Here is a 24,990-nt window from a genome sequence, read left to right as displayed (position 1 = left end):
TTATCCCGCCGTGTGTCCTGCCGCGGTGCGCGCCTGCGCGGCCGGTGGCGGCAGGCCGATGCGCGTGGCGCCGGCGTCGTTGCTGTTCTCGCGCTCGATGCGCTCCTGCGTGCGGTGGTTCAGCAGGATGATGCTGATGCGGCGGTTGATGGGGTTGCGCGGGTCGGCACGGTCCAGGTGCATGCTGTCGGCCAGGCCGATCACGCGCAGCACCTTGTCCTCGGTCATGCCGCCCGTGACCAGCTCGCGGCGCGAGGCGTTAGCGCGGTCGGCCGAGAGCTCCCAGTTGCCGTACGAACGGTCGTTGGTGTAGACGATGGCGTCGGTGTGGCCCGACAGCGTGAGCTTGTTGGGCAGGCCGTTGAGCACCGGCGCCAGCTCGCGAAGAATGGCGCGCATGTGCGGCACCACGCGGGCGCTGGCCAGCTCGAACATCGGACGGTTCTCGCTGTCCACGATCTGCAGGCGCAGGCCTTCGGTGGTGATGTCGATGAGGATCTGCGAGCGGAACTGCTGGAACACCGGGCTCTTCTCGATCAGCTCGTCGAGCTTCTTCTTCATCTCGGCCAGGCGGCTGGCGTCGGCCGCGTCTTCGCTGTCGGCCTCGGTGTGGCGCACCTCGCCCTCGGCGTGCATCACGTCGGCGCCGCCGCCGGGGATCATGCTGGTGCTCATGCTGCTCTTGTCGCCGCCGGCCAGCGCCACGCGCAGCGGCATGCGAAAGTGCTCGGCAATGCCTTCGCGCTGCTTGGGGCTGGAGATCGACAGCAGCCACATCACGAGGAAGAAGGCCATCATGGCCGTCATGAAGTCGGCGTAGGCGATCTTCCAGCCGCCGCCCGCATGGCCGCCGCCGTGCCCGCCGCCGTGGGCGCGCTTGATGATGATGCGGGGCTTCGCGTCGCTCATGGCCGTCGGGGAATCAGCGTGCCTTGACTTCGCGCACGTGGTCGTCCAGCTCGGTGAACGAGGGGCGCTCGGTCGAGAACAGCACCTTGCGGCCGAACTCCACGGCCAGCTGCGGCGCGTAGCCGTTCAGGCTGGCCAGCAGCGTGACCTTGGCGCACTGGTAGATCTTCATGCCCTCTTCGACCTTCTGCTCGATCAGCGAGGCCAGCGGCGACACGAAGCCATACGCCAGCAGCACGCCCAGGAAGGTGCCGACCATGGCGTGCGCGATGAGCGCGCCCATCTCCGAAGGTGGCAGGTGGGCCGAGCCCAGCGCATGCACCACGCCCATCACGGCCGCGACGATGCCCAGCGCGGGCAGCGCGTCGCCCACGCGCGAGAGGCTGTGGCCGGGCACGGCGGCCTCGTGGCGGACGGTGTCGATCTCGTGGTCCATGAGGGCCTCGATCTCGTGCGCGTCGGTGTTGCCGCTGATGACCAGGCGCAGGTAGTCGCACAGGAACACGGTGATGCCCTCGTGCGCCAGGATGGTCGGGTAGCGGCCGAAGATCTCGCTTTGCTCCGGCGCTTCGACGTCGGACTCGAGCTTCATCATGCCCTCCTTGCGGGCCTTGGCGAGCAGCTCGTACAGCAGCGCCAGCAGGTCCATGTAGAGCTGGCGGTTGTGCTTGGACGAACGCAGCAGGAGCGGCAGCTCCCGGATGGTCGCCTTGATGGTCTTGCCGTTGTTGCCCGCGATGAACGCGCCGAGCGCGGAGCCGCCGATCATGAGCAGCTCCACGGGCTGGAACAGCACGCCGAAATGTCCGCCCATGAGGCCGTAGCCGCCGAAGACGGCGCCGATCACCACCAGATATCCCACCAGTACCAGCACGCGCTTCCCCTATGCCCTGAGGCGTCCAAAACAAAAAACCCGCGCCGGGCGCCGGGGCACTTTCACGAGACGGCGCCGCCGATGTCGAGCACCGGGCCGCCGGCAATCAGGCCGCCGCGGCGCACCGGTTCGAGCTTGGGCTTGCGCGCCTTGCCCGCGCGCGAGGGCGGGCGGCACAGCACGCACACATAGCCGTGCTTGTGGTCGTGCGCATGCGCCACGAAGTGACCGCCGCAGCGGCTGCACGGGCTCAGCTGCAGCATGTCGCTGTCGAAGAAACGCACCATGGTCTCGGCGCGCGTGAAGTCGAGCACGACCTCGCTGCCCTGCGACTCAACCTGCTCGGCGTACAGGCGGTAGGCCTTGATGAGCGCGGGCAGCTCGCCCTCGCCGGCCTCGTCGCGCATGAAGCGGTAGATGTTGTAGAACATCGACGAGTGGATGTTGGCCAGCCAGGTCATGTACCAGTCGGTGGAGAACGGCAGCAGGCCCTTGGGCGGCGAGACGCCCTTGAGTTCCTTGTACAGGCGGATCAGGCGTTCGCGGCTGAGCGCGACCACGGCCTCCAGGAACTGCAGGCGCGCACCCAGGCCGATGAGCTCGACCGCGAGCTGCACCTGCCGGACCTCGCCCAGGATGCTCTTGGCAGTCATGCGCTGGCCGAACCTGCTTTGCGCATCTGCGGCTGGGCTTGGGCCTGCGCCTGGCGCGCGCTCATCAGGATCGACATGTGGGCCTGCTGCAGCGCGGGCTCCTTGCCCTCGCCGACCACCGCGAACATGGGCCGGTCGTCCAGGCGGAAGCTGCACAGCAGGAAGTTGGACGCGGCCAGCTTCACGATCTGGCTGAGCGACATGTTCATGAGCAGATCGGCCAGCTCGCGCCCCACGCCGAGGCGGAACATGGCTTCCGCCCGGTCCCGCTTCACGAGCTTCTGCGCGAGCAGCATGTAGGCCAGATTGATCTCGCCGATTTCCTTCGAAATCACGCCGCCTGCGTTGACATTGCAATTTTCCACGTCTACTTCCATTTCCGATTCCATGTCGACTCCGCACGTCCATCCAACATGTATACATTATATACACACTTATTTACACTTCGAAGACAAAGTAGACCAAAAAGTAATAGGGTCTTGACGTGGCTGCCAACGGTGAACTTCGAAACTCCCTCTGGAGAAACGGTTTCATTCCCGACGCAGGCGCGCGTTCATGGAGCGCAAGCAATTGTTACGAGCATGCGTATTCCGGCAATTGGCAATCCGCTCGTCAATTGAATTTATAAAGACTATCGAACACCTCCGGGCGTTAATCGGCGGCTTTATTCAGGGTCTTTCAATAGGTCAATGACTTTCCATAGAACAACCGCCACTCAGGGTGCCGCCGCCTCGGCGCCGCCTTCCAGCCGGTGAATCCAGGCCATCACTTCCGCGACCGCCTGGTACAGCTGCGGCGGGATCTGGCGGTCGAGGTCGATCTGCATCAGCAGCTTCACGAGGTCGGCCGACGCATGCACATACAGCCCGTGCGCGCGCGCCTCGCGCAGGATCGATTCGGCCACCACGCCGTAGCCCTTGGCGACGACGACGGGGGCCTTGCGCGTGTCCGCATGCGAGAGCACGACGGCGCTGTGGCGGTTGCGAAGCTCGTTGCTCATGCCGCCGCCTTCTCCGTGACCTGCAGCTGCTGCAGCTGAAGACCGACCGCCTCGAAGCGCTGCGCGAGCCGGCCGGCGTCGCCGCGCAGGCGGGCCACGGTGGCGTGCTCGCGCGCCTGCAACTGCGCCTGCACGGTCGGGCCGCTGAGGCTCAGGCGCAGGTCGACTTCGCCCAGGCGCGGCAGCACGAGAGACACGGTGGTCGACCAGCGGCGCGCGCCTTCTTCCTCGGCGGGTTCGCCTTCGCGTGCGTTGGAGCTGGCGGGCTCTTCCTCGATGGTCCACGCCATCGGCACCTCGGGCCAGGCGTGGCCGCTCCAGCGGAAGGCGGCACTGGCCAGCAGGTCGAGCTGCTGGTGCACGACGGTGACGGCTTGCGGGTGGATCACTTCGGTGCTGCGCGGGGCCGGCGTGCTAGCGGTGTCGACTGCAGCGCGTGCGTGTTCTGCGATGCGGGGCGCGGGCATTTCCGGCGCAGCATCGGAGAGGCCGTAGGCCGCCTGCACACGCGCCGCATCCGGTGCGGGCGCGGCGGTGGTCTCGCTGCGTACGACCCCACGCGCAGCTTGTGCGATGTCGGCTTCCGGCGCGTCGACCTGCGGGGCCTGAGCCAGCGCATTCGGCGCGGGCGGCGTTGCAGCATCGACCGCAGTCAGCACTGTCGCCGCAGCCACCACGCCCTGCCCCGTTGTGTTTGTCGTCATCGCCATCACCGGACTCGCCCAGCGCGCCTGCGGCTCCCGCACCATCTGCACAAGCGTGCGCGTGCCGGCCGCGAATTCGGCGAGGTGCGATTCGTAGAAGAGCCCGCTGTCCGTCACGGTCTGCGCCAGCGTGCCCGCGAGCGCGGCGGTGTTCGTGCCCTGGCGCGCGACGGGCAGCAGCAACGGCGCCTCGCCCCGCACCGGTCCCGGCGCGGCCTGCAGGTCGGCCAGCACCGCGCCGATCACGCGCGCGGCCAGCGACAGGCGGGTGTCGATCGAAGGCGGCGCGCCGCCGGCGGGCGGCGCAGCCACCTCGCCACCGGACGCGCCCGACGGCACCAGCCGGTCCAGCGCCGCGCGCGACGGCAGGCGCACGTCGTTCGCCGTCTTCGGCACGGCCACCGCCGCACCGGGCGCGCCCACCGTGGTCTCGGGCCGCAGGCCGAGCAGGTCGAGCGGCGGCGTCAGGCGCGCGGCCCTCAGTGCATCGATCAGTCCGGTGAGTCCCAGCATGGCCACGGTGGTGTCGTCCTGTGGTCGCGCGTCAGTGCGCGAGGCCGTAGGCCTTGCCCAGGTTCTTCTGGTGGTTGAGCGAATCCATGCGGCGGATCAGGTCGTCGAGTTGCGGCTTGATGAGCCCCGACAGCTCGGCCTGCTCGGTGCAGATGCGCTCGAGCAGGCGCAGCACGAGGTCGCGCTGCGCGGGCTCCAGCGACGCCAGCGGCTGGATCGCCTTCAGGCGCTCGACCGATGCCGAGCACCGGGCCTCCAGTTCGGGCAGCTGCCCCCATTCCTTGGCACGGGCCAGCGCCAGCATCGTCGAGATGCACGCGGCCAGCTGCTCGTAGCAATGAACGATCTCGCTGCGCACGGCCATCTGTTCCTGCCCCCAGGTCACGCTCTGCATCATCAGTTGGAAGGCCTGTCGTCGATCTCGCGCCAGGCGGACGCCAGGTGGTCGAGCAGGCGGTCGGCCTCGTCCAGCGCCTGCACGTCGTTGCGCAGGTTGGCCAGCAGCAGGCGTTGCACCACGTAGTCGTACAGCGACGAGAGGTTGCCGACGATCTCGGTGCCAGCCTCGCCGGCCGCCTCGGCATCGAGGCTGGCCTTCAGGCCGTTGTCGACGATGTTGATCGCCTTCGAAATCGCCTGCCCCTTGGCGCCGATGTCGCCGGCCGTCATGTGCAGGCGCGCCGCGCCGATGGCGGTCTTCGCGCCGTCGAACAGCATGTGGATCAGTTGCAGCGGCGACGCGCTCATGGCGCGCGTCTCCACGCCGACGCGCGCGTAGACGCCGGCACCGGTGCGGGAGTGGTGAGAGCTGTACATGTCGCTTCCTGTCCTCAGCCCTTGCTGGCGTTCATCGCGTCGAACTGCTGCGCGAGGTATTTCAGCGTGCCGTTCATCTTGTTCATCGCCACGTCCAGCTGCACGAACTGCTTGCGATAGCGCTCCACCGTCGCGTCGGCGCGCTCCTTCATCGCGGTGTACTGCGTGTCGAGCTGCTTGAGCGAGCTCGTCACGCCGTCGGTGGCGACCTTGAGCGCGCCCTTGGTGCCGGTGAGGTCGTCGACCAGCGCCGTCAGCTGCTTGCCGTAGCCGGCGGTGCTGCCGGTGCCGCTGGAGAACAACTTCGCCACGCCCTCCAGGTTGGTGTCGATGGCCTTGTCGAGCTTGTCGTTGTCGATCGCCAGCGTGCCGTCCTTCTGGAACGAGATGCCGATGGACGTGAGCACCTTCAGGTCGTTCGGGCCGCCCACCTGCGGTGCGACCAGCGCCTGGCGGATGCGCGTCTGCAGGTTGCGCAAGGTCGAGTCGCCCACCAGCGGCGCGGCGGCCTTGGCGTCGGTGTCGAAGGCCGTGAGCGACTTCGCGGTGCTCTGCAGCGCGTTGTAGGCCTTCACGAAATCGGTGATGGCCGTCTTCACCGACGTCGTGTTGGCCTTCATCACCAGGCTGAGCTTGCCGGTCTGCACCAGCGTGAGCGTGGTGCCCTGGATGGCGTCGGTCACCGAGTTGCTCGTGCTGGTGACGGCGATGTTGTTGACGGTGAGCTTGGCGTTCTGCGCCGCGGCGGTCTGCTTCAGGTTCTGCGTGCCGGCGGGGTCGTTGCCCAGCAGGTTCTGCAGCGCGGCGTCGCCGTCCACCGAGATGCGCATGGCCGAGGCCTCGCCGGTCTGCGTGGAGGTGAGCACCAGCCGGTTGGGCGTGCCGCTGCCGTCGTTCACGATGGTGGCCGACACGCCCGCGTTGGCCGCGTTGATCGCATCGCGGATGCCGCCCAGCGTGTTGTTGGTCGCATCGATGGTGATCGGCTTGGCCGTGCGCGTGGCGTCCTTGTCGAAGGTGGCGCCGGTGTACTGGCCGGTGGCCGGGTCCAGCGTGCCGCCGGAGACCTTGCCGAAGTCGATGGTGATCTTGCCGCTGCCGATCGCGGCGGTGGTGCTGGCCTGGCCCTTCGCGATGACCGACTGCGCCTGCGCGAGCTGCGAGATGTCGATGGCATAGGTGCCGACCGAGCGCGGGTCGGTGCCGCTGGCCGCCATGATGCCGCTCACGCTGGGCGTGCCGGTGATGGCCTGGAACAGCGCCGGGTCGCCCAGCTTCTTGGCGGCCGCCTGGATGCCGGTGAGCGCGCTTTGCAGCGTGCCGTAGGCCGAGAGCTTGCTGTTGTAGCTGGTCTGCTTGGCCTTCAGGGCCACCAGCGGCTGGTTCTCCGCGGTCTGCAGCTGGGTGAGCAATGCGCCCAGGTCAAGGTTGGCGCCAACGCCGATGCTGCTGATCGATGCCATGTCGGGGGTGTCCTGAAATGCGAATGAAATGGAGGGCCAGGGAGGGGATGAAGGTCAGGCCTGCTGGCGCACGAGCAGCCCGGCCTGCCGGTCCATGACCTTGGCGATGCGAACGACCTCTTCGGTCGGAATCTGGCGAATGACTTCGCCGTTGCTGCGGTCGACCACCTTGACGATGAGCTTGTCGGTGTCGCGGTCGACCTCGAACTGCAGGCTGATCGAGCGACTCTCGAGCGAGGCGTTGACGGACTTCACCGCCATCTCGATCTGCACCGGCGTCGCCTCCTCGACCTCGGCCTCGGCCTTGCGCAGTGCGGCGGCCTCGGCGGCGGCCGCAGCGGCACCGCCGGTGCGGCCGGCGAGCAGTTGCTGCAGCCAGGGGCTTTCCACGGCGGAGGCGGCGGGTACGGGCTGGGACATGGTCTGCGTTCTTCTTCTGGAGTTCGTTGTCCTGTGCGGCCTCGCCACGAGCGTGGCCGCACAGGACAACGCAGGCGGCTTCGAGTCGCCCCGAAGGCCTGCGAGCAAAAAAGCAAGACACCGGGCGCCGCCCTCGTGAGGGGCGCCCGGCGGTCTCAGCGAATCAACGCAGCAGCGACAGCACGCCTTGCGTGGTCTGGTTCGCCTGGGCCAGCACCGAGGTACCGGCTTGCTGCAGGATCTGCGCGCGCGTCATGTTCGACACTTCCACGGCGTAGTCCGAGTCTTCGATGCGCGAACGCGACGACGACAGGTTGGTGATGGTGGTGCCGAGGTTGGCGATCACCGAGTCGAAACGGTTCTGCACCGCACCCAGCGAGGAGCGCAGCTTGTCGACCTTCGACAGGGCGGCGTCCAGGGCCTTGAGCGGATCGACCGTCGAGGTCTTGCCGCTGCGGGCGTTCAGCGTGAAGGCGCCGGACTTGGCCGAATCGGCGTAGACCGTGTTGCCAGCGCCGTCGGTCACTGCGCCGTTGCTGTGCACGCTGTAGGTCGACACGGTGGTGAGCGAGTTGCCGAGCGAGCCGTCGGCGCCCACGTAGGCGCCGGTCACCGTGCCGTTGGCAGCGATCGTGACACCTGCCACGCCGCCGAGGGTCGCTGCCGTCACGGCGGTGCCAGCACCTGCGGCCAGCTTGTCGTTCAGCGCAGCGGCCGAAATTTCGTCGCCGGTCACGTTGAAGTTGGCTGCACCGGCGGTTGCCGTGTAGGTGGTGCCGCCGACCTTGATGGTGCCGCCCGTGCCGGTAGCCGACGCCATGCTGGTCGTCAGGCTCGTCAGCGTGGCTGCCTGAACGCCAGCGCCAGCGCTGTTCTGCGTCAGGTTGCCCACGTTGTCGACAAACAATGCAGAGCCGTCGGTCGCCGTGATCGTGCCGGCGCTGTCGATCTTGACGTCCAGCGAGGTGCCGCCGATGGTGACCGTGGCGGTCTTGCTCGAGCCCGCTGCGGGCTGGAGCGAAGCGATCGTGGCAGCGTTCGTGCGACCCGTTTCACCGAAGGTGAAGGCGGACTTCGCAGCGTTGTAGGTGTAGGTGGAACCTGCGGTGACGACCGAGTCGCCCGCCTTGGCGCCCGCCAGCAGCTGCGAGCGCGTGGCCAGCGTGTTGGTGGCCGTGACGTCGTACTTCTGCGTGCCGTTGACCGGTGCGCCGTTGGCGACAGCGCCAGCCAGCGTCAGGTCGTCCTTGGTGGCGGCCTTGTTCAGCGTGCCCGTGCCGTTCACGTTGAAGCTTTCCAGACCCAGGGTCTTGGCGCTGATTTCCTGCAGATCGATGTCGATGGTTTCGCCATCGTTCGCGCCCACTTGCACCGTCAGCTTGCCGGCGTTGGCCGACAGGACCTTCACGCCGTTGAACTGGGTCTGCTCCGACACGCGGTTGATTTCGTCCAGGCGCTGGCCGATTTCCGACTGGATCGAGTCCAGGTCGGTGGCCGAGTTGGTGCCGGTGGCGGCTTGCACCGACAGGTCGCGGATGCGCTGCAGGTTGTTGTTGACTTCGGTCAGCGCGCCTTCGGTGGTCTGCGCGATCGAGATGCCGTCGTTGGCATTTCGCGCGGCTTGCGTCAGGCCCTTGATGTTGGCGGTGAAGCGGTTGGCGATGGCCTGGCCGGCCGCGTCGTCCTTGGCGCTGTTGATGCGCATGCCGGAAGACAGGCGTTCGATGGCCGTGTTCAGGGCCGATTGCGACTTGTTGAGGTTGTTCTGCGTGAGAAGAGAAAGGCTGTTCGTATTGATGACTTGCGCCATGTTCGACTCCTGATTGACAAAAGGTTGTGGACTCCGGCCATCGGCCGTAACGCTGGACCCGCTTCCACGGTGAGACTCAAGCCATCGTTGAAGGGGATATCGGCGGGTGTCCGCAAACCTTTAGGGTCGCAACGAAAAAAGTTCTACGTTGCCGACCCCTGCCTCGTCATGCCTGCATGCTCATGATTTCCTGGTAGGCCGTCACCAGCCGGTTGCGCACCTGCAGTCCGGTCTGGAACGCCACGTTGGCCTTCTGCAGGTCGACCATCACGTCGTTGAGCGCCACGCCGGGCTTGCCCAGCTCGAACGATTCGGCCTGCGCATAGGCCTGCTGCTGCGCGCCGCTGATGTTGGCGAGCGAGCGCTGCAGCTCGGCCGCGAAGCCGCCCGCGCCGGCCGGCGCAGTCGTCGTGGGCCCCATGCCGCTGGCGAGCGCGGTGGCGCGCATCTGCTGCAGGACGGATTCGATGGCATTGATGGACATGGGGAAAAGTTCACTTCCAGCTGACTTGACACGGAGCGCGCGAGCGCTCCAACCGGCAGGCAGCGTATCAAGGGAAGACCCCCATTCAAACGCGCAACTGAGGGCAAAACCCCCGGCTGTTCGACCGATCGAATTCCACATCGCCTGCTGACAATCGTTCGCGAAACCACAGGCCGCGCACGACGTCGCCGGCCACCGGCATGACATCCCAACACCGAATTCCCTCTCTCACACCGGCGCCGGCCCTGCGCGGCGCAACGGCCCAGGCGAAGGCGCGCCGATGAGCACGGCCGCGCCCACGGGCGGCCTGGCGGCGGGCGCCAACGGCCTGCCCCCGATGCTGGAGCGCATGCGCGCGCAGCCCCGGCTGCCGCTGATCCTCGGCGCCGCGGCGCTGGTGACGGTGGCGGCCGCTTTCTTCCTGTGGAGCCGCGGCCCGGACTACAAGGTGCTCTACACCAACGTGTCGGACCGCGACGGCGGCGCGATCATCGCGTCGCTGCAGCAGATGAACGTGCCCTACAAGTTCGCCGAGGGCGGCGGCGCGATCCTGATCGCGGGCGACAAGGTGGCGGAAACGCGCCTGAAGCTCGCGGCGCAGGGCCTGCCCAAGGCCGGCGGCGTGGGCTTCGAACTGATGGACAACCAGAAGTTCGGCACCAGCCAGTTCGCCGAGCAGGTCAACTACCAGCGCGGGCTCGAAGGCGAGCTGGCGCGCTCCATCGAATCGATCGGCAGCATCGAGGCGGCGCGCGTGCACCTGGCGCTGCCCAAGCCATCCTTGTTCGTGCGCGACCAGAAGAAGCCTTCGGCGTCGGTGGTGCTCACGCTGATGCGCGGGCGCAGCATCGACGAAGGCCAGGTCAGCGCCATCGTCCACATGGTGTCGAGCAGCGTGCCCGACCTGGACGCCAAGAGCGTCACGGTGGTCGACCAGCGTGGCAACCTGCTGTCGTCGGCGCGCGGCACCAGCCAGGGGCTGGACGTGAGCCAGCTCAAGTACGCACAGGAGATCGAGCAGGGCTACGTGCGCCGCATCGAGGCCATTCTTCAGCCGCTGGTGGGCGCGAGCAACGTGCGCGCGCAAGTCGCGGCGGAGATCGACTTCTCGGTGGTGGAGCACACCGACGAGAAGTACCGGCCCAACCAGGACCCGGCGCAGGCCGCGATCCGCAGCCAGCAGTCCAGCGAATCGGCGCAGCACAACGGCGCGCCGCCCGGTGGCGTGCCGGGTGCGCTGTCGAACCAGCCGCCGGTGAACCCGACGGCGCCGATCACGGCGCCCAAGCCGCCGAACGCACCGGGCGCACCGAACACGCCCGCCGCACCCGCAGCCGCACCGGCCGGCCCGAGCAACACGCGCAAGGACGTCACGACCAACTACGAGCTCGACCGCACCATCCGCCACGTGCAGCAGGCCGCCGGGGGCGTGAAGCGCCTGTCGGTCGCCGTGGTGGTGAACCACCGCGACACGGTCGATGCCGCCGGCAAGACCAGCGCCCGCGCACTCGCGCCGGCCGAGCTGGAGCAGATCCGCAACCTCGCCAAGGAAGCGATGGGCTTCAGCCAGGAACGCGGCGACTCGCTCAACGTGGTCAACAGCGCCTTCGCCCGCGACGGCGACAGCGAGGCCGGCCCCGCGCCCGACGTGCCGTTCTGGCGCGACCGCGACACCCTCGCGTTCGGCAAGACGCTGGTCCCCTACCTGCTCATCGGCCTGCTCGCACTGTTCGCCTGGTTCGCCGTGGGGCGCCCGCTGATGCGGCGGCACCTGGCCGCGCCACCGCCCACGCCGCCCGTGGCCGATGCGAGCGCCATGGCCCCCACCGGCACGGCCCCGGCCGAACCCGAAGAAACACTGCAGCAGCGCGAGTCCGCACGCCAGAAGGCCGACATGGACTACGCCCAGCAGACCGCCGACAAGGACCCCAAGCTCGTGGCCGCCCTGATCCAGCACTGGATGCACACCGATGACTAGCAGCGAAGCAGGCACCCGCAAGAGCGCCATCCTGCTCATGGCGCTGGGCGAAGACCGCGCCGCCGCCGCGCTGCACCTGCTGCCCACCTCCGAGGTGCAGGCGCTGGGCCTGGCCATGTCCAAGCTGAGCGCGGTCTCGCGCGACGAGCTGGCCTCGGTGCTGGCCGAGTTCCGCCAGGAGACCGAGCAGCTGTCGGCGCTGCACCTGGGCTCCACCAGCTACATCCGCGCCGTGCTCAAGAAGGCGCTAGGCGACGATCGCGCGAGCAACCTGCTCGAGGACATCCTGCAGCCCGACGAGCCGCACGGCGGCATCGAGCGCCTGAACGAACTCGAGGCCGGCGAAGTGGCCGAGCTCATCCGTGACGAGCACCCGCAGATCCTTGCGACGCTGCTGGTGCACCTGGACCGCATGAAGGCCTCGGAGGTGCTCGAGAAGCTGCCCGCGCGCCTGCGCCACGACGTGATCATGCGCGTGGCCACCTTCGGCGGCGTGCAGCCGTCGGCGCTGAACGAGCTGACCGAGGTGCTGACCGAGATGCTCGCGGGCCAGGGCCTGCGCCGCAGCCGCCTGGGCGGCGTGCGCACCGCGGCCGAGATCGTCAACCTGATGAGCACCACGGTGGAAGAAGAAGCCATCGCCCATGTGCGCGAACAGGACGAGGCGCTGGCCCAGCGCATCGTCGACGAGATGTTCGTGTTCGAGAACCTGCTGGGCCTGGAAGACCGCAGCATCCAGCGCCTGCTCAAGGACATCGAGAGCGACTCGCTCATCATCGCGCTCAAGGGCGCGCCGCTGGAGCTGCGCGACAAGTTCCTCAGCAACATGTCGCAGCGCGCCGCAGAAACGCTGCGCGAGGACATGGAGTTGCGCGGTCCCGTGCGCGTGTCGCAGGTCGAGACCGAACAGAAGGCCATCCTGCAGGTCGCCCGCCGTCTGGCGGACGCCGGCGAGATCGTGATCGCGGCGCCTGGCACCGATGACTTCGTCTGACCCCGGCGCCTTCGGCGGCTCGCGCGAGCGCCTCGCCGCCATCCACGCGGCCGCGCGCCAGGCCGGCGCCGGCACGCCCGCGCTCTCGGCGTGGGAGCGCTGGGAGATGGGCACGCTCGATGGCAAGGCGCCGTCGGGCACGGCCCTCTCGCGCCACACGGCGCAGCGCCCTTCTCCACCGCCTGCACCTCCCGCGCCCAAGGTCGACCTCGCCGAGCTGGCCCGCATCCGCAAGGAAGCGCGCGCCGCGGGTGAAGCCGAGGGCCGCGCCGCCGGGCTGGCCGAAGGCCGCCAGGTCGGCCACACCGAAGGCCTGGCCACCGGCCTCGCCGCCGCCAGCGTACACGCCGAACGCCTGCGTGCGCTGGCCCGCTCGCTGCCCGAAGCGCTGCGCGGCGCCGAGGCCGAGCTGGCCGAAGCCGTGCTCGCGCTCGCGCTCGACGTGGCGCGCCAGGTGGTGCACCGCACCTACCAGGCCGAACCCGAGTGGGTGCTGCCGCTGGTGCGCGACCTGCTGCACGCCGAACCCGCGCTGCGCGGCGAACCGCGCCTGCTGCTGCACCCCGACGACCTCGCGCTGGTGAAGAACAGCCTGGGCAACGAGATCGAGGTGGCCGGCTGGCAGCTGCGCGCCGACGACAGCCTGGCGCGCGGCGGCTGCCGCGTGCAGTCGGCCACCGGCGAGCTGGACGCCAGCCTGGCCACGCGCTGGGAGCGCGTGGGTGCGGCGCTGCGTGGCGACGCTTCCTGAGCCGATGCAGACCGCGCCCACCAACCCTCATCTGAACAGCGTGCGCGCCGTGCTGGAACAGGCGCGCGCCGACGTCGCCCGCAGCACGACCACGACCGCTTCGGGCCGCCTCACGCGCGCCGTCGGCCTCGTGCTCGAAGCCGTGGGCCTGCAACTGCCCGTGGGCAGCGACTGCCTCATCGAACTGCCGCCCGGCCATCCGCAGCGCCATGCCGAGGCCGAGGTCGTCGGCTTCGCCGGCGACCGCCTCTTCCTCATGTCGCAGACCGAAGTGGCGGGCCTGCTGCCCGGCGCGCGCGTGTTTGCGCGGCCCGGCCTGCGCGAGCCCGGCGCGACCGGCGACGCCCACACCAAGCGCCTGCCCGTCGGCGAAGGCATGCTCGGCCGCGTGGTCGATGCCGCCGGCCGCCCGCTCGACGGGCTGGGCCCGCTCGACGTGGCACGCCAGGTGCCGCTCGCGGCGCCGCCGATCAACCCGCTGTCGCGCGCGGCCATCGACTCGGTGCTCGACGTGGGCGTGCGCGCCATCAACGCCATGCTCACCGTCGGCCGCGGCCAGCGCATGGGCCTGTTTGCCGGCTCGGGCGTGGGCAAGAGTGTGCTGCTGGGCATGATGGCGCGCTACACCAGCGCCGAGGTGATCGTGGTCGGCCTCATCGGCGAACGCGGGCGTGAGGTGAAGGACTTCATCGAGAACACGCTGGGCGAAGAGGGCCTGGCGCGCGCCGTGGTGGTGGCCGCGCCGGCCGACAACTCGCCGCTGCTGCGCCTGCAGGGCGCGGCCTACGCCACCTGCCTGGCCGAGTACTTTCGCGACCAGGGCAAGGACGTGCTGCTCATCATGGATTCGCTCACGCGCTATGCGATGGCGCAGCGCGAGATCGCGCTGGCCGTGGGCGAGCCGCCCGCCACCAAAGGCTACCCGCCCTCGGTGTTCGCGCGGCTGCCTGCATTGGTGGAGCGTGCCGGCAACGGCGCGCGCGATGCGCAGGGGCGCGGCGGCTCGATCACGGCCTTCTACACCGTGCTCTCGGAGGGCGACGACCAGCAGGACCCGATCGCCGATTCGGCGCGCGCGATCCTGGACGGCCACGTCGTGCTCTCGCGCACGCTGGCCGAGGCCGGGCACTACCCGGCCATCGACATCGAGGCCTCGATCAGCCGCGCGATGACGTCGCTGATTGCGCCCGCGCAGTTCGACACCGTGCGCCGCTTCAAGCAGATGCTGTCGCGCTACCAGCGCAACCGCGACCTGATCAGCGTGGGCGCCTACGCGCCGGGGCACGACCTGCAACTGGACCAGGCGATCGCGATGTACCCGCGCATCGAGGCCTTCCTGCAGCAGTCGATGCACGAGCGCACCGGCTACGAGGAGGCCATCGCCCACATGGACAGCCTGTTCACGAACACACCTTCCCCAGGACGCCCATGAGCAGCAGCAAGCTCCCCCTCGGCATGCTCATCGACCTGGCGCAGAGCCAGACCGACGACGCCGCGCGCCGCCTGGGCGCCTTGCAGAGCGCGCACCTGAGCGCGCAGCAGAAGCTCGAGCTGCTGCTGCAGTACCGCCAGGACTACCACGCGCAGCTGGACACGCTGATGCGCGGCGGCCTGCCGTCGTCGCAGTGGCGCAACTACCGCAACTTCCTCGGCACGCTCGACCACGCGATCGCGCAGCAGCGCGCCATCGCCGAGCGGGCCGGGCACCAGCTCGACCGGGGCCGCACCGACTGGCAGCGCGAGAAGCGCCGCCTCAGCTCCTTCGACACGCTGGCCGATCGCGTGCGCGCGCAGGAGCTGATGGCGCAGGCCAAGCGCGAACAGCGCGACAGCGACGAACGCGCCGCCCGCCAGTTCTTCGACCGCGCCTCGCACCCCACCCACTGAATCTCCTCCAGGAACCGACATGCCTCCCATGATCCCGCCGTCCGTCACGCCTGCCGCCACCTCGCCGGTCGCGCAGGGCGGCGCACGTGGCCGCAGCGCCGACGAGGCGCAGGGCCGCGCGTTCGGTGCCGCGCTCGAACGTTCGCGCGCGAGCCAGGCCGAGAAGGCGTCGGATGCCGACACCGTGGTGGCGGATGCCAAGCCGCTGCGCAAGACGGAGCTTGCTGAAAAGATGCGGGATGCGCAGCCTGCGGAGCCGGATCTTGCTTTTCTTGCAGCAGCCGTCACGCCGCAACAGGCATTGGTGCTTGCGGGAGGTGCGGCCAGCCAGGGCAGCAGTGCGCCAGAAACTTCGCTGGCGCCGGTCACGCCTGACGCGCAAGCCGGCCTGCCTGCAGGCACAGTCCGCCTGAGCAGCGAAGCCCCCGCCACGCCCGCGCCCGCCATCGCCACCGAAGATGCTTCCGCCCCCGCCGCAACCGCCGCCGCACAGGGCGCGACGCCCGAAGCCGACAGCGCAGCACCGCCTTCGCTGTACGAGATCGTGCGCGCCGCCGTCGCTGCGCAGCCGATGGCTGTCGATGGCAAGAAGCCGGCGGCCGCACCCGCCGGCCCGCCCGTCGGCACCGCCGCATCAGGCCGCGCCGGCGCACCGCGCACCGTGAGCACCACGACCACCGAACAGCTCGCAGCCGCGGCGCAAGCCCAGCCTGCCGGTGAGGCGAAGCCGGCCACAACGGAAGCCGCCCCCGTCGCCGCAGTGTCGGCCGGCCCCTCGGGCGACGACGCGGCGGCTCCATCCGTCGCGCCCTTCGCACTTCAACAGCCTGCTACCGTCTCCACCGAACGCACGACCGAAAGCCCCGTCGCACGCCCCCTCGTGCACACGCTCGCCCCCGAAGTCGGCAGCGAGAAATGGGCGCCCGCACTCGGCCAGCAGCTCGCGCGCATGAGCCTCGGCGGCACGCACACGGCCGAACTGAACCTCAACCCTGCCGGCCTCGGCCCGCTGAAGGTCACGCTGTCGATCGGCGAGCACCAGGCGCAGGCCGCGTTCGTGTCGGCGCACGAGAGCGTGCGCAAGGCCGTCGAGGCCGCGCTGCCGCAGCTGCGCACCAGCCTGTCGGAGCAGGGCATCACGCTGGGCCAGACCTCGGTGGGCGCGGACACGCGCGCGCCGTTCGGGCAGGACGCGGCGTTCGCGCAGCAGCAACAGCAGCAACACAACCAGCGACAGGGCGCCTGGCGACCGCAGGGCACTTCCGCTGCCACCGACATCGCCCGCACGGCAACCGCAGCACCCCGCCTCGTTGCCACCCCACGCACGGGCCCGGGCGTCGACACCTTCGCCTGAAACCGCCCCACCCGCCTCCCGCAATGAACGGATGTGAAGCGCCTTTGTGCGCTTGTTCGGCCGTTCGCCGGCGGGCGACTTCGCAAAGAATAGATCGGACCCGTCCACCGTTTCACCATGGCTACCTCTTCTCCCGCCGCCACCGCGGCTGCGTCGGTCGCGACCGACCCACCGGCCTCGCGCCGCACCTCGAAACTGCTGATCGGGCTCGTGGCCGTCCTCGGCCTGGCCGCGGCCGGCGCGGCGGCGTACGTCTTCGTGCTTCCTCGCTTCACCGAGCACGCCGCCGCCGAGACGGCCAAGGCGCCTGTGCCCGAGAAGCCCATCTTCCTCATGCTGGAGCCGCTGACCGTCAACCTGCAGTCCGAAGGCCGCTCGCGCTTCCTGCAGATCGGCTTGGCGCTGAAGCTGCGCGACGAGCAGGCCAAGGCGCAGATCGTGGAGTTCATGCCCGAGCTGCGCAGCCGCCTGCTGGTGCTGCTGTCGAACCGCCCGCCCGAGTCGCTGGTCACCTCGGAAGACAAGGCCCGGCTGGCCACGGAGATCCACAGCGCGCTGAACGCACCGCTGGCCGAGGGCCTGCCCGAGCTGGGCATTGCGAGCGTGTCCTTCAACTCCTTCGTCGTGCAGTGACGACGATGCCCGTTTGCGGACCCGCGATCCATGGCGTATGAACAGGTGCTCTCCCAGGACGAGGTCGATGCGCTGCTGCAGGGCGTCACCGGCGGCGACCTCGACCAGGCCGCCGCGCCCGCGCCGCCGCCCGACGGCCTGCCGGCCTACGACCTCGGCGCGCCCGACCGCGTGGTGCGCAACCGCATGCACACGCTGGAGGTCATCAACGACCGCTTTGCGCGCGGCCTGCGCAGCGCGCTGCTGAACTTCATGCGCCGCAGCCCCGACATCTCGGTGGGGCCCGTGCAGATCCAGCAGTTCGGCGAGTTCGTTCGGCACCTGCCGGTGCCCGCGAACATCAACATGGTCCACATGAAGCCGCTGCGCGGCACCGCCCTCTTCGTGTTCGACCCGAAGCTGGTGTTCCTCGTGGTGGACAACCTGTTCGGCAGCGACGGTCGCTACCACGTGCGCGTGGAAGGGCGCGACTTCACGCGCACCGAGCAGCGCATCATCAAGCGCCTGCTCGACCTGTCGCTGCAGTGCTATGGCGACGCGTGGCAGCCGGTGTATCCGCTGGCCTTCGACTACGTGCGCGCCGAGATGCACGGCAAGCTCGCCAACATCGTGGCGCCCAACGAGGTGGTGATCAACACCACGCTGCAGATCGAGTTCGGCCCCATCGGCGGCTTCCTGCACGTGTGCCTGCCTTATTCGATGATCGAGCCGATCCGCGACCTGCTTTCCAACCCGATCCAGGACGAGGTCGAGGTCGACAAGCGCTGGGTCACGCAGATGTCGCGCCAGATGCAGGCCGCCGACGTCGAGCTCACCGCCGACTTCGTGACCATGCCCTCGACGCTGGGCGAGGTGATGAAGCTGCGCGTGGGCGACGTGATTCCCATCGAGCTGCCGGCGACGGTGGTCGCCAAGGTCGGCGGCGTGCCCGTGATGGCCTGCGGCTACGGCACCTCCAACGAGCGCTACGCCCTGCGCGTGCAACACATGATCTCCCACCAAGACAGCGATTCGAAGAACGACCATGACTGACAACACCTCTGCCGCCAGCGACGCGGACGACTGGGCCAGCGCACTGGCCGAGCAGACCGCGGCCAGCGCGCCTACGCCCGACCCGGCCGTGGCCCCCGCAACGGCGCAGGTCTTCCAGCAGATCCAGGACGCGCCAGCTGCCTCATCCGCGACGCCCGTGGACATCGCGCGCGTGCTCGACGTGCCCGTGCAGCTCACCGCCGAGATCGGCCGCACGCGCATCACCATCAAGAACCTGCTGCAGCTGTCGCAGGGCTCGGTGGTGGAGCTCGACGGCCTGGCCGGCCAGCCGCTGGACGTGCTGATCAACGGCTACCTCATTGCGCAAGGCGAGGTGGTGGTGGTGAACGAGAAGTACGGCATCCGCCTGACCGACATCGTCACGCCCTCCGAGCGCATGCAGAAGCTCGCGCGCGCATGAACCTGGCGCGGGTGTCTTCGCTGCTTGCGCTGGGCCTGCATGCGGCGCATGCGGTCCACGCCGCGCTGCCCACCGTGCCCACGCCGGTGCGCGAAGCCGCGCCGCCCGTTGCGGTCGGCGGCGCGGGCCTGCTGCAGGCAGGCTTCGGCATGGCGGCGGTCGTCGGCCTGATCTTCCTGTGCGCGTGGCTGGCCCGGCGCTTCGGCCTGCAGCGGTTGGGCGGCGGCCAGGTGGTGAAGGTGGTGTCCACCTCCATGGTCGGCCCGCGCGAGCGCGTGGTCGTGGTGGACGTGGCCGGCCAGTGGCTGGTGCTCGGCGTGACCAGCAGCCAGGTCCGCACGCTGCACACGCTGCCGGCCCAGGCAACGCCTGCGGCAGTCACACCCACGTCGCCACAGAACCCGGTGGGCCTGTTCGCCCAGAAGCTGCGCGATTCCCTCGCGGGCAAGGCGCGCACCGCCCCATGACGCGCCCTGCCCTGCACCGCGGCCTGCGCACCGCTTTGCTGCTGCTCGCCGCCACGCTGCCCGCCGCCGCGTGGACGCAGGGGCTGCCCGGTCTCACCAGCACGCCGGGCCCCGGCGGCAGCCAGACCTGGTCGCTGAGCGTGCAGACGCTGGTGCTGCTGACCTCGCTCACCTTCCTGCCCGCGCTGCTGCTGTCGATGACCAGCTTCACGCGCATCCTCATCGTGCTGGGCCTGCTGCGCACCGCCATCGGCACGCAGACCTCGCCACCCAACCAGATCCTGGTGGGGCTGTCGCTGTTCCTCACCTTCTTCGTGATGTCGCCGGTGTTCGACAAGGCCTACACCGAGGCCTACGTGCCCTTCTCCGAAAGCAAGCTCAGCGCCGAGAAGGCCTTGGAGCGCGGCATCGCGCCCTTCAAGACCTTCATGCTCAAGCAGACGCGCGAGACCGACCTGGCGCTGTTCGCGCGGCTCGCCAAGGCGCCCGAGATGCAGGGGCCCGAAGACGTGCCGCTGCGCATCCTGCTGCCGGCCTTCGTCATCAGCGAGCTGAAGACAGCGTTCCAGATCGGTTTCACCATCTTCATTCCCTTTCTCATCATCGACCTCGTGGTGGCGAGCGTGCTGATGTCGATGGGCATGATGATGGTGCCGCCCGCGTCCATCGCGCTGCCCTTCAAGCTGATGCTGTTCGTGCTGGCCGACGGCTGGCAGCTGCTGATCGGCGCGCTTTCGCAGAGCTTCTATTTATGACGCCCGAATCCGTCATGACCATGGGCCACCGGGCCATGGAAATCTCGTTGCTGCTCGGTGCGCCGCTGCTGCTGGTGGCGCTGGTGATCGGCCTGGTGGTCAGCATCTTCCAGGCGGCCACGCAGATCAACGAGGCCACGCTGTCCTTCATTCCCAAGCTGCTCGCGGTGTTCGCGACGCTGGTCATCGCCGGGCCGTGGATGCTCGACCGCATGCTCGACTACATGCGCGCCCTGTTCGCCAGCATCCCGCAGATGCTGGCATGACGCCCTCGGTTTTCTCCGTCACCTCGGGCCAGCTCGAGGCCTGGCTGGTGGCCTTCCTCTGGCCCTTCGTGCGCATGCTGGCCATGGTCTCCACCGCGCCGGTGTTCGGCGAGCCCTGGGCGACGCGGCAGGTGAAGGTGGGCATCGCCGCCGTGCTCACGCTGGTGATCTCACCCACGCTCGGACCGCTGCCCGCAGTGCCCGTGGTGTCGGCAGGCGGCCTCTGGATCATCGTGCAGCAGGTGCTGATCGGCGCCGCCATGGGCTTCTCGATGCGGCTGGTGTTCACGGCCGTGCTGGCCGCGGGTGAGTACATCGGCCTGCAGATGGGGTTGTCGTTCGCATCCTTCTTCGACCCCATGAGCCACGGCAGCACGATGGTGGTGTCGCGGTTGCTGAACATGCTGGCGATGCTGATCTTCATGGCGCTGGACGGCCACCTGCTCATGCTGGAGGCGCTGGCCGCGAGCTTTCACACGCTGCCCATCGCCGACGCGCCGCTGGCGGCCGGCGGCTGGATGTTCCTGGTGCTCGCGGCCGGCGACATCTTCGCGAGCGGCCTGCTGCTGGCGCTGCCGCTGATCACCGCGCTGCTCACGCTCAACCTCGCCATGGGCATCCTGAACCGCGCCTCGCCGCAGTTCAGCATCTTCGCGGTGGGCTTTCCACTGACGCTGCTGGCAGGGCTGGTGATGCTGCAGTTGCTGATGCCGCACCTGGCGGCGTTCCTGGAGCCGCGGTTTGCGGAGTCGCTCTCGAACATGCTGCGGTTCACGCAGGGGTTGCGGCGCTGAGGGGTGAAGGGCTGCTTGCGGCCAGTCGGCTGGTTTGAAGGACAGCAGGGTCACGGGATGGCGCGCCGCTCCCACTAAGATGATTCCGGCCGCAACACGGAAGGTCGCGCATGTCACACCCCATTTACCTGTCCAGCTCCTCCCTGCCCCGGATGCCGGAAGGCAGCCGCAACGAATGGCGCAGTTTCTTCGGCCATGGCGCGGAGCTGGAGGCCAACGCGTTCTTCCCGTTGTTCTGGCGGGCACTCTTCAGCCCCAGCGACATCCGGTACGCGCGCTTCATCGACGAATACGACATGAACGACGAAGCCTCGGCCGTCGACCGCGAGGAATGCATCGAGGATTTCGGCGCCGACGCGACCTACCCCTACCTCGTCATTGACAAGGCCGCAGCGGTTGCGCGGTTGACGATACGGCGTGAAGCGATCCTCGGCGCCGTCGGAGAACGCTACCGCCCGATCTATGCGTCCTTTGAAGCACTGATTGCGCAGCACTTCGGGGACTACCTCCTGCTGCGCACCTCCGGCTTGCCGGATGCGGCCGACGCCGAGCCATGGCTGCGCGCCGATCTTGGGGACATTGACGGTCTCCACGACGGCAAGGCGCTCGACAGCCTGATGTCGGATCTTGCGAGGCACGATGCGGACCCGATCTGGACCTTGAGCGGCATCGCGTCATCCAGCGATGACGCCTGGCCCACACCGGCGTTGCGAGAACACTTCCCCGATCCGCGACAACGGAAGGCCCGCAGACCGCCAACCACACAGCAGATCGACGAACACGATCGCGCGTTCGCGGAACCCAAGGCGCACGCTGCGAAGAGCTGGCTCGACCCCGCCCTGGAATGGCTGGGCGCCTTCGTGGCGGCCGGTGCCGCCTTGGGCGCCTATTACTTCACCCAATCCACCTGGCTGGCCGTGCTGGCCTTCTTGTGCGTCGCCGTGGCATTGGGCTTCGGCATTGCAAGATTGCGTTCCCCGAGGCGCTGATCGCGCACACGAGAAACAACTAGGTGGCTTCGGCGAACTTCGCAGCGCAGTCACGCAGATTCTGATTGCGCTCGTCCAACGCGTCCTGCGTGGCGGGCACCATCAGCGGTGCCCCGACCGTTGCGAATTGCTGGCAGTGCTCGACATAGGGGCGAAGGCGCTCGTGGTACAGCGGGCTCGCCTGCGCCATCTGGCCGCCGCACTCGGTCCACGTGGTGGCCAGCATCTCTGCGGACACCATCGCCAGGGTGGTTCCCAGGCCGGACAGCAGTGCGGCGCAGTGACCGGCATCGCCGATCACCGCCACATTGCCGTTGATCCAGCTTGGCATACGCGTCTGGCTCACGGAGTCGAAGTAGAAGCCCTCGGCGTCGGGCGCCGTGAAGGCGGCGCGCATCTGCGGCACCTGCCAGGCATCGACGCGCGACATGAAACGGTCCACCAGGCGGCGCTGCGATTCGATATCGCGGAAGTCGTAGTCGACCTCCTCGCTCGCCACGATCATCATGCCCTGCGGGCCGTCACCCGAATCCCGCACCGAGATCTTCAGGCCTGGAACGTTCAGCATGGCCCGTTGCCAGGTCCTGTCCTTCGGAAGGTCCACGAGCGCCACGTAGTGCCCGAAGTGCTTCACGTAGTCGCGCTCGGGTCCGAATGCCAGCCTGCGCACGTTCGAATGGAGCCCGTCGGCACCCACGACGAGGTCGCAGTGGTGCTGCGTGCCATCGGCCAAGGTCACGTCCACTCCGGCGTCGCTGTCGTTGATGGAGGCAATGGAAGACGAGAAGTGGAACGCGACGTCTGACGGAATCGACCGACGCAGGATCAGGTTCAAGCGATCTCGCGAAATTTCGACGTCGTCATCGGTCTGGTTGCCGAACCAGCGCATGTCGAAGGAGGCCACCTGCGCGCCGGTGCCATCCAGGATGGGCGTGGGGTCGCCCGGCACCACGCGTTCCGCAAGGATCTGCGGCAGGATGCCCATGCGCTCGGCGGTTCCGATCGCATCGCCGCGCACATCGATGGGCGCGCCGCCCGCGCGCAATCCGTTCGAGCGCTCGACCACGGTGACCTTGTGGCCGAGGCGGGCGAACCAGTGGGCTGCGGAAAGGCCAGCCATGCTGGCGCCGGAAATCAGGACGTTCATCGAATAGCTCCAGATGTAGTGAATGGTGGTGCCAGTAGGGAATCAGCGCGCCGCCGCGTAGCCTTGCATGCCGCGCGGATTGGCTGCGGCCTTGAACATGAAGCGGCCGGGGCCGATGCGTTCACGCGCGCAAGCCGACAGCCGCCCCTCGGACCAGGCATCGCCGACGACCACCTCGTGCCCGCGGCGGCGCAATGCCTCGATGCTCTGCGCAGGAAAGCGGCTCTCGACGGTCAGGCGCTGTCTTTCGACCAGGCGCGGCCAGAAGGACGCGGTGAAATGGTTCATGTGCCAGGCCGGCGCGTCGATGGCTTCCTGCATGTTCATGCCCATGCGCAGATGGCGCACGGCGAACGCGGTCTGCCATTGGTCCTGCTGGTCGCCGCCCGGCGTGCCGAAAGCGGCGTAGGCCTGGCCTTGCTTGAACGCCAGGGATGGGCTGAGTGTCGTGAGCGGCCGGAAGCCCGGCCGCAGCGCATTGCGCATGCGCCGGTCGAGCCACGTCATCTGCAGGCGAGTGTTCAACGAGAAGCCCAGCCCCGGCACCACGGGGCTGCTGGACAGCCATCCCCCGCTGGGCGTGGCCGCGACCAGGTTGCCCCAGCGGTCGGCGACATCGATGTGGCAGGTGTCGCCCACGACGATCTCTTCGGTCGGTCGCCAGGCCTGCGCCGGCAGTGCCGCGAAGGTGGGTTCGCCGGCGCCGAAGAGAAAGCCGCCTGCGGCCAATGCGCGCGAATGGTCTTCGTGCAGCGACAGCTGCGGGGCCAGGCCACCGGGCTTGCCGGGACGGATCAGGGACGACGCCCTGTCGTCGATCAGAGGGCGGCGCGCAGCCGCGTACGGCATCGAGAGCAGTTCGTCCAACGGAACATCGATCGCACGGGGATCGGCATACCAGGCATCGCGATCCGCAAAGGCCAGCTTGGCCGCCTCCACCATGCGGTGTACGAGTTCGTCGCCCGTGGGGTCCAGCCCCTCGAGGGCATCGGCCTGCAGGAGATTGAGCTGCTGCAGCATCACGGGCCCCTGGCTCCACGCGTCGCACTTGGCGATCGCGAAGTCGCCGTAGTCGCAGATGCGAGGCGCTTCATAGGTGGGCCGCCAACGCGCCATGTCCTCCCCGCGCAAGAGCCCCTGTTGCCGCTCGCCCGAAGAGTCCATGACTTCCGTCCGGTAGAAGGCGTCGATGCGCTCGGCCACAAAGCCCTGGTACCAGCCGCGCAATGCCGAATCGATCTGCTGCTCACGCCGGTGGCTCGCCTTCTCGGCGTCTTCGAGCAGGCGCAGGTAGGTGTCAGCCAGCGCCTGGTTGGTGAACAGTTTCCCCAGCGAGGGCACGTCGCCCCCCGGCAGATAGATGGCCGCCGACGTCGGCCATTGCGTCTCGAAGAGCGTGCGCACCGCGACGATCGCCTGGACGATGCGGGGCACGAGCGGGTAGCCGTCGCGCGCGTACCCGATGGCCGGCTCCAGCACCGTGCGCAAGGGCATCGTGCCGTGGTCGCGCAGCAGCGTCATCCAGGCACCGAACGCGCCGGGCACGCACGCCGGCAGCAGGCCGATGCCCGGGACCAGCTGCAGGCCCAGCGACTGGAAATGCTCGATGGTGGCCGCCGCCGGCGCCACGCCCTGCCCGCACAGCACCTGGGCGCGATGGCCCGACTCGTCCCAGAACAGGATCGGCACTTCGCCGCCCGGCCCGTTCAGGTGAGGCTCGACGACCTGCAGCACGAAGCCCGCGCAGGCGGCCGCATCGAAGGCATTGCCGCCTCGTTCGAGGATGGACATGGCGCTGGCCGTGGCGAGCCAGTGTGTCGACGCGGCAGCGCCGAACGTGCCCTTGAGTTCAGGGCGGGTGGTGAAGCTCATGGCG

General features: G+C 68.7%; 28 protein-coding genes. 14 read left to right on the top strand and 14 right to left on the bottom strand.

Annotated features, from left to right (window positions below):
- The 12 genes from motB to fliE all read right to left on the bottom strand — a co-directional run bounded on the left by motB (position 1) and on the right by fliE (position 9,646).
- On the bottom strand, positions 1-909 hold the full coding sequence (gene motB, locus AC3WQM_RS06690) for a flagellar motor protein MotB (RefSeq protein ID WP_062469377.1): 909 nt from the start codon (positions 907-909) through the stop codon (positions 1-3).
- A gap of 13 nt (positions 910-922) precedes the next feature.
- Positions 923-1,783, bottom strand: a complete 861-nt coding sequence (gene motA / locus AC3WQM_RS06685) for a flagellar motor stator protein MotA (protein WP_492677415.1) — start codon at positions 1,781-1,783, stop codon at positions 923-925.
- A gap of 62 nt (positions 1,784-1,845) precedes the next feature.
- On the bottom strand, positions 1,846-2,436 hold the full coding sequence (flhC, locus tag AC3WQM_RS06680; protein ID WP_070061562.1) for a flagellar transcriptional regulator FlhC: 591 nt from the start codon (positions 2,434-2,436) through the stop codon (positions 1,846-1,848).
- Positions 2,433-2,801, bottom strand: a complete 369-nt coding sequence (flhD, locus tag AC3WQM_RS06675; RefSeq protein ID WP_370680118.1) for a flagellar transcriptional regulator FlhD — start codon at positions 2,799-2,801, stop codon at positions 2,433-2,435. The genes flhC and flhD overlap by 4 nt, the downstream gene beginning before the upstream one ends.
- A 350-nt stretch (positions 2,802-3,151) precedes the next feature.
- Positions 3,152-3,436, bottom strand: a complete 285-nt coding sequence (locus AC3WQM_RS06670; RefSeq protein WP_489059556.1) for an EscU/YscU/HrcU family type III secretion system export apparatus switch protein — start codon at positions 3,434-3,436, stop codon at positions 3,152-3,154.
- Positions 3,433-4,653, bottom strand: coding sequence for a flagellar hook-length control protein FliK (fliK, locus tag AC3WQM_RS06665; protein ID WP_492677936.1), 1,221 nt, complete (start codon positions 4,651-4,653; stop codon positions 3,433-3,435). Before fliK ends, AC3WQM_RS06670 begins: the two co-directional genes overlap by 4 nt.
- Before the next feature lie 31 nt (positions 4,654-4,684).
- Positions 4,685-5,050 carry a flagellar protein FliT gene (locus AC3WQM_RS06660; protein ID WP_223301366.1) on the bottom strand — a complete coding sequence of 122 codons (366 nt, stop codon included), beginning with the start codon at positions 5,048-5,050 and terminating at the stop codon, positions 4,685-4,687.
- A complete protein-coding gene (gene fliS / locus AC3WQM_RS06655) occupies positions 5,050-5,469 on the bottom strand; it encodes a flagellar export chaperone FliS (RefSeq protein ID WP_062469360.1) in 420 nt (139 codons plus the stop codon). Before fliS ends, AC3WQM_RS06660 begins: the two co-directional genes overlap by 1 nt.
- Positions 5,470-5,483: 14 nt before the next feature.
- Complete coding sequence (fliD, locus tag AC3WQM_RS06650) at positions 5,484-6,932, bottom strand: flagellar filament capping protein FliD (RefSeq protein WP_492677414.1); 1,449 nt, start codon at positions 6,930-6,932, stop codon at positions 5,484-5,486.
- Between the two features lie 54 nt (positions 6,933-6,986).
- Positions 6,987-7,352, bottom strand: coding sequence for a flagellar protein FlaG (locus tag AC3WQM_RS06645; protein WP_492677413.1), 366 nt, complete (start codon positions 7,350-7,352; stop codon positions 6,987-6,989).
- Between the two features lie 163 nt (positions 7,353-7,515).
- A complete protein-coding gene (locus AC3WQM_RS06640; protein WP_489059560.1) occupies positions 7,516-9,162 on the bottom strand; it encodes a flagellin N-terminal helical domain-containing protein in 1,647 nt (548 codons plus the stop codon).
- 166 nt (positions 9,163-9,328) lie between these two features.
- Positions 9,329-9,646 (bottom strand): flagellar hook-basal body complex protein FliE, encoded by a 318-nt coding sequence (gene fliE, locus AC3WQM_RS06635; protein WP_095744078.1) that lies wholly within the window; start codon positions 9,644-9,646, stop codon positions 9,329-9,331.
- Between the two features lie 280 nt (positions 9,647-9,926).
- Between fliE and fliF the strand changes: the two genes are divergently transcribed.
- The 14 genes from fliF to AC3WQM_RS06565 all read left to right on the top strand — a co-directional run bounded on the left by fliF (position 9,927) and on the right by AC3WQM_RS06565 (position 21,967).
- Complete coding sequence (gene fliF, locus AC3WQM_RS06630) at positions 9,927-11,624, top strand: flagellar basal-body MS-ring/collar protein FliF (RefSeq protein ID WP_492677412.1); 1,698 nt, start codon at positions 9,927-9,929, stop codon at positions 11,622-11,624.
- Complete coding sequence (gene fliG, locus AC3WQM_RS06625) at positions 11,617-12,618, top strand: flagellar motor switch protein FliG (RefSeq protein WP_062469343.1); 1,002 nt, start codon at positions 11,617-11,619, stop codon at positions 12,616-12,618. The genes fliF and fliG overlap by 8 nt, the downstream gene beginning before the upstream one ends.
- Positions 12,605-13,369: a flagellar assembly protein FliH gene (gene fliH / locus AC3WQM_RS06620; protein ID WP_492677411.1), complete on the top strand. Its 765-nt coding sequence runs from the start codon at positions 12,605-12,607 to the stop codon at positions 13,367-13,369. The genes fliG and fliH overlap by 14 nt, the downstream gene beginning before the upstream one ends.
- 4 nt (positions 13,370-13,373) lie before the next feature.
- Positions 13,374-14,801, top strand: coding sequence for a flagellar protein export ATPase FliI (fliI, locus tag AC3WQM_RS06615; protein WP_062469466.1), 1,428 nt, complete (start codon positions 13,374-13,376; stop codon positions 14,799-14,801).
- A complete protein-coding gene (fliJ, locus tag AC3WQM_RS06610; protein ID WP_062469337.1) occupies positions 14,798-15,256 on the top strand; it encodes a flagellar export protein FliJ in 459 nt (152 codons plus the stop codon). The genes fliI and fliJ overlap by 4 nt, the downstream gene beginning before the upstream one ends.
- A gap of 19 nt (positions 15,257-15,275) precedes the next feature.
- Positions 15,276-16,610: a flagellar hook-length control protein FliK gene (locus AC3WQM_RS06605; protein ID WP_492677410.1), complete on the top strand. Its 1,335-nt coding sequence runs from the start codon at positions 15,276-15,278 to the stop codon at positions 16,608-16,610.
- A gap of 117 nt (positions 16,611-16,727) precedes the next feature.
- A complete protein-coding gene (gene fliL, locus AC3WQM_RS06600; RefSeq protein WP_070061553.1) occupies positions 16,728-17,243 on the top strand; it encodes a flagellar basal body-associated protein FliL in 516 nt (171 codons plus the stop codon).
- A 30-nt stretch (positions 17,244-17,273) separates the two neighbouring features.
- On the top strand, positions 17,274-18,275 hold the full coding sequence (gene fliM / locus AC3WQM_RS06595; RefSeq protein ID WP_095946623.1) for a flagellar motor switch protein FliM: 1,002 nt from the start codon (positions 17,274-17,276) through the stop codon (positions 18,273-18,275).
- Entirely contained in the window at positions 18,268-18,696 is a 429-nt protein-coding gene (gene fliN, locus AC3WQM_RS06590; protein ID WP_354343156.1) for a flagellar motor switch protein FliN, read from the top strand. The genes fliM and fliN overlap by 8 nt, the downstream gene beginning before the upstream one ends.
- Positions 18,693-19,163 carry a flagellar biosynthetic protein FliO gene (gene fliO / locus AC3WQM_RS06585; protein WP_492677409.1) on the top strand — a complete coding sequence of 157 codons (471 nt, stop codon included), beginning with the start codon at positions 18,693-18,695 and terminating at the stop codon, positions 19,161-19,163. The genes fliN and fliO overlap by 4 nt, the downstream gene beginning before the upstream one ends.
- Positions 19,160-19,918: a flagellar type III secretion system pore protein FliP gene (fliP, locus tag AC3WQM_RS06580; RefSeq protein WP_062469318.1), complete on the top strand. Its 759-nt coding sequence runs from the start codon at positions 19,160-19,162 to the stop codon at positions 19,916-19,918. The genes fliO and fliP overlap by 4 nt, the downstream gene beginning before the upstream one ends.
- Positions 19,915-20,184 (top strand): flagellar biosynthesis protein FliQ, encoded by a 270-nt coding sequence (gene fliQ, locus AC3WQM_RS06575; protein WP_062469313.1) that lies wholly within the window; start codon positions 19,915-19,917, stop codon positions 20,182-20,184. Before fliP ends, fliQ begins: the two co-directional genes overlap by 4 nt.
- A complete protein-coding gene (gene fliR / locus AC3WQM_RS06570) occupies positions 20,181-20,978 on the top strand; it encodes a flagellar biosynthetic protein FliR (RefSeq protein ID WP_492677408.1) in 798 nt (265 codons plus the stop codon). Before fliQ ends, fliR begins: the two co-directional genes overlap by 4 nt.
- Positions 20,979-21,088: 110 nt before the next feature.
- The gene (locus AC3WQM_RS06565; protein ID WP_492677407.1) at positions 21,089-21,967 is read left to right on the top strand and encodes a hypothetical protein; all 879 of its coding nucleotides are present in this window, start codon (positions 21,089-21,091) and stop codon (positions 21,965-21,967) included.
- Positions 21,968-21,986: 19 nt separating this feature from the next.
- Here AC3WQM_RS06565 and AC3WQM_RS06560 read toward each other — a convergent pair whose 3' ends face one another.
- Both AC3WQM_RS06560 and AC3WQM_RS06555 read right to left on the bottom strand, forming a co-directional pair.
- Entirely contained in the window at positions 21,987-23,114 is a 1,128-nt protein-coding gene (locus AC3WQM_RS06560) for an FAD-dependent monooxygenase (RefSeq protein ID WP_492677406.1), read from the bottom strand.
- Between the two features lie 42 nt (positions 23,115-23,156).
- Positions 23,157-24,986, bottom strand: a complete 1,830-nt coding sequence (locus AC3WQM_RS06555) for a gamma-glutamyltransferase family protein (RefSeq protein WP_492677405.1) — start codon at positions 24,984-24,986, stop codon at positions 23,157-23,159.
- Positions 24,987-24,990: the final 4 nt, after the last annotated feature.

The sequence above is a fragment of the Variovorax sp. FW301-JW7 genome (assembly GCF_058788795.1).
This window is presented reverse-complemented; position numbering and strand designations above follow the sequence as displayed.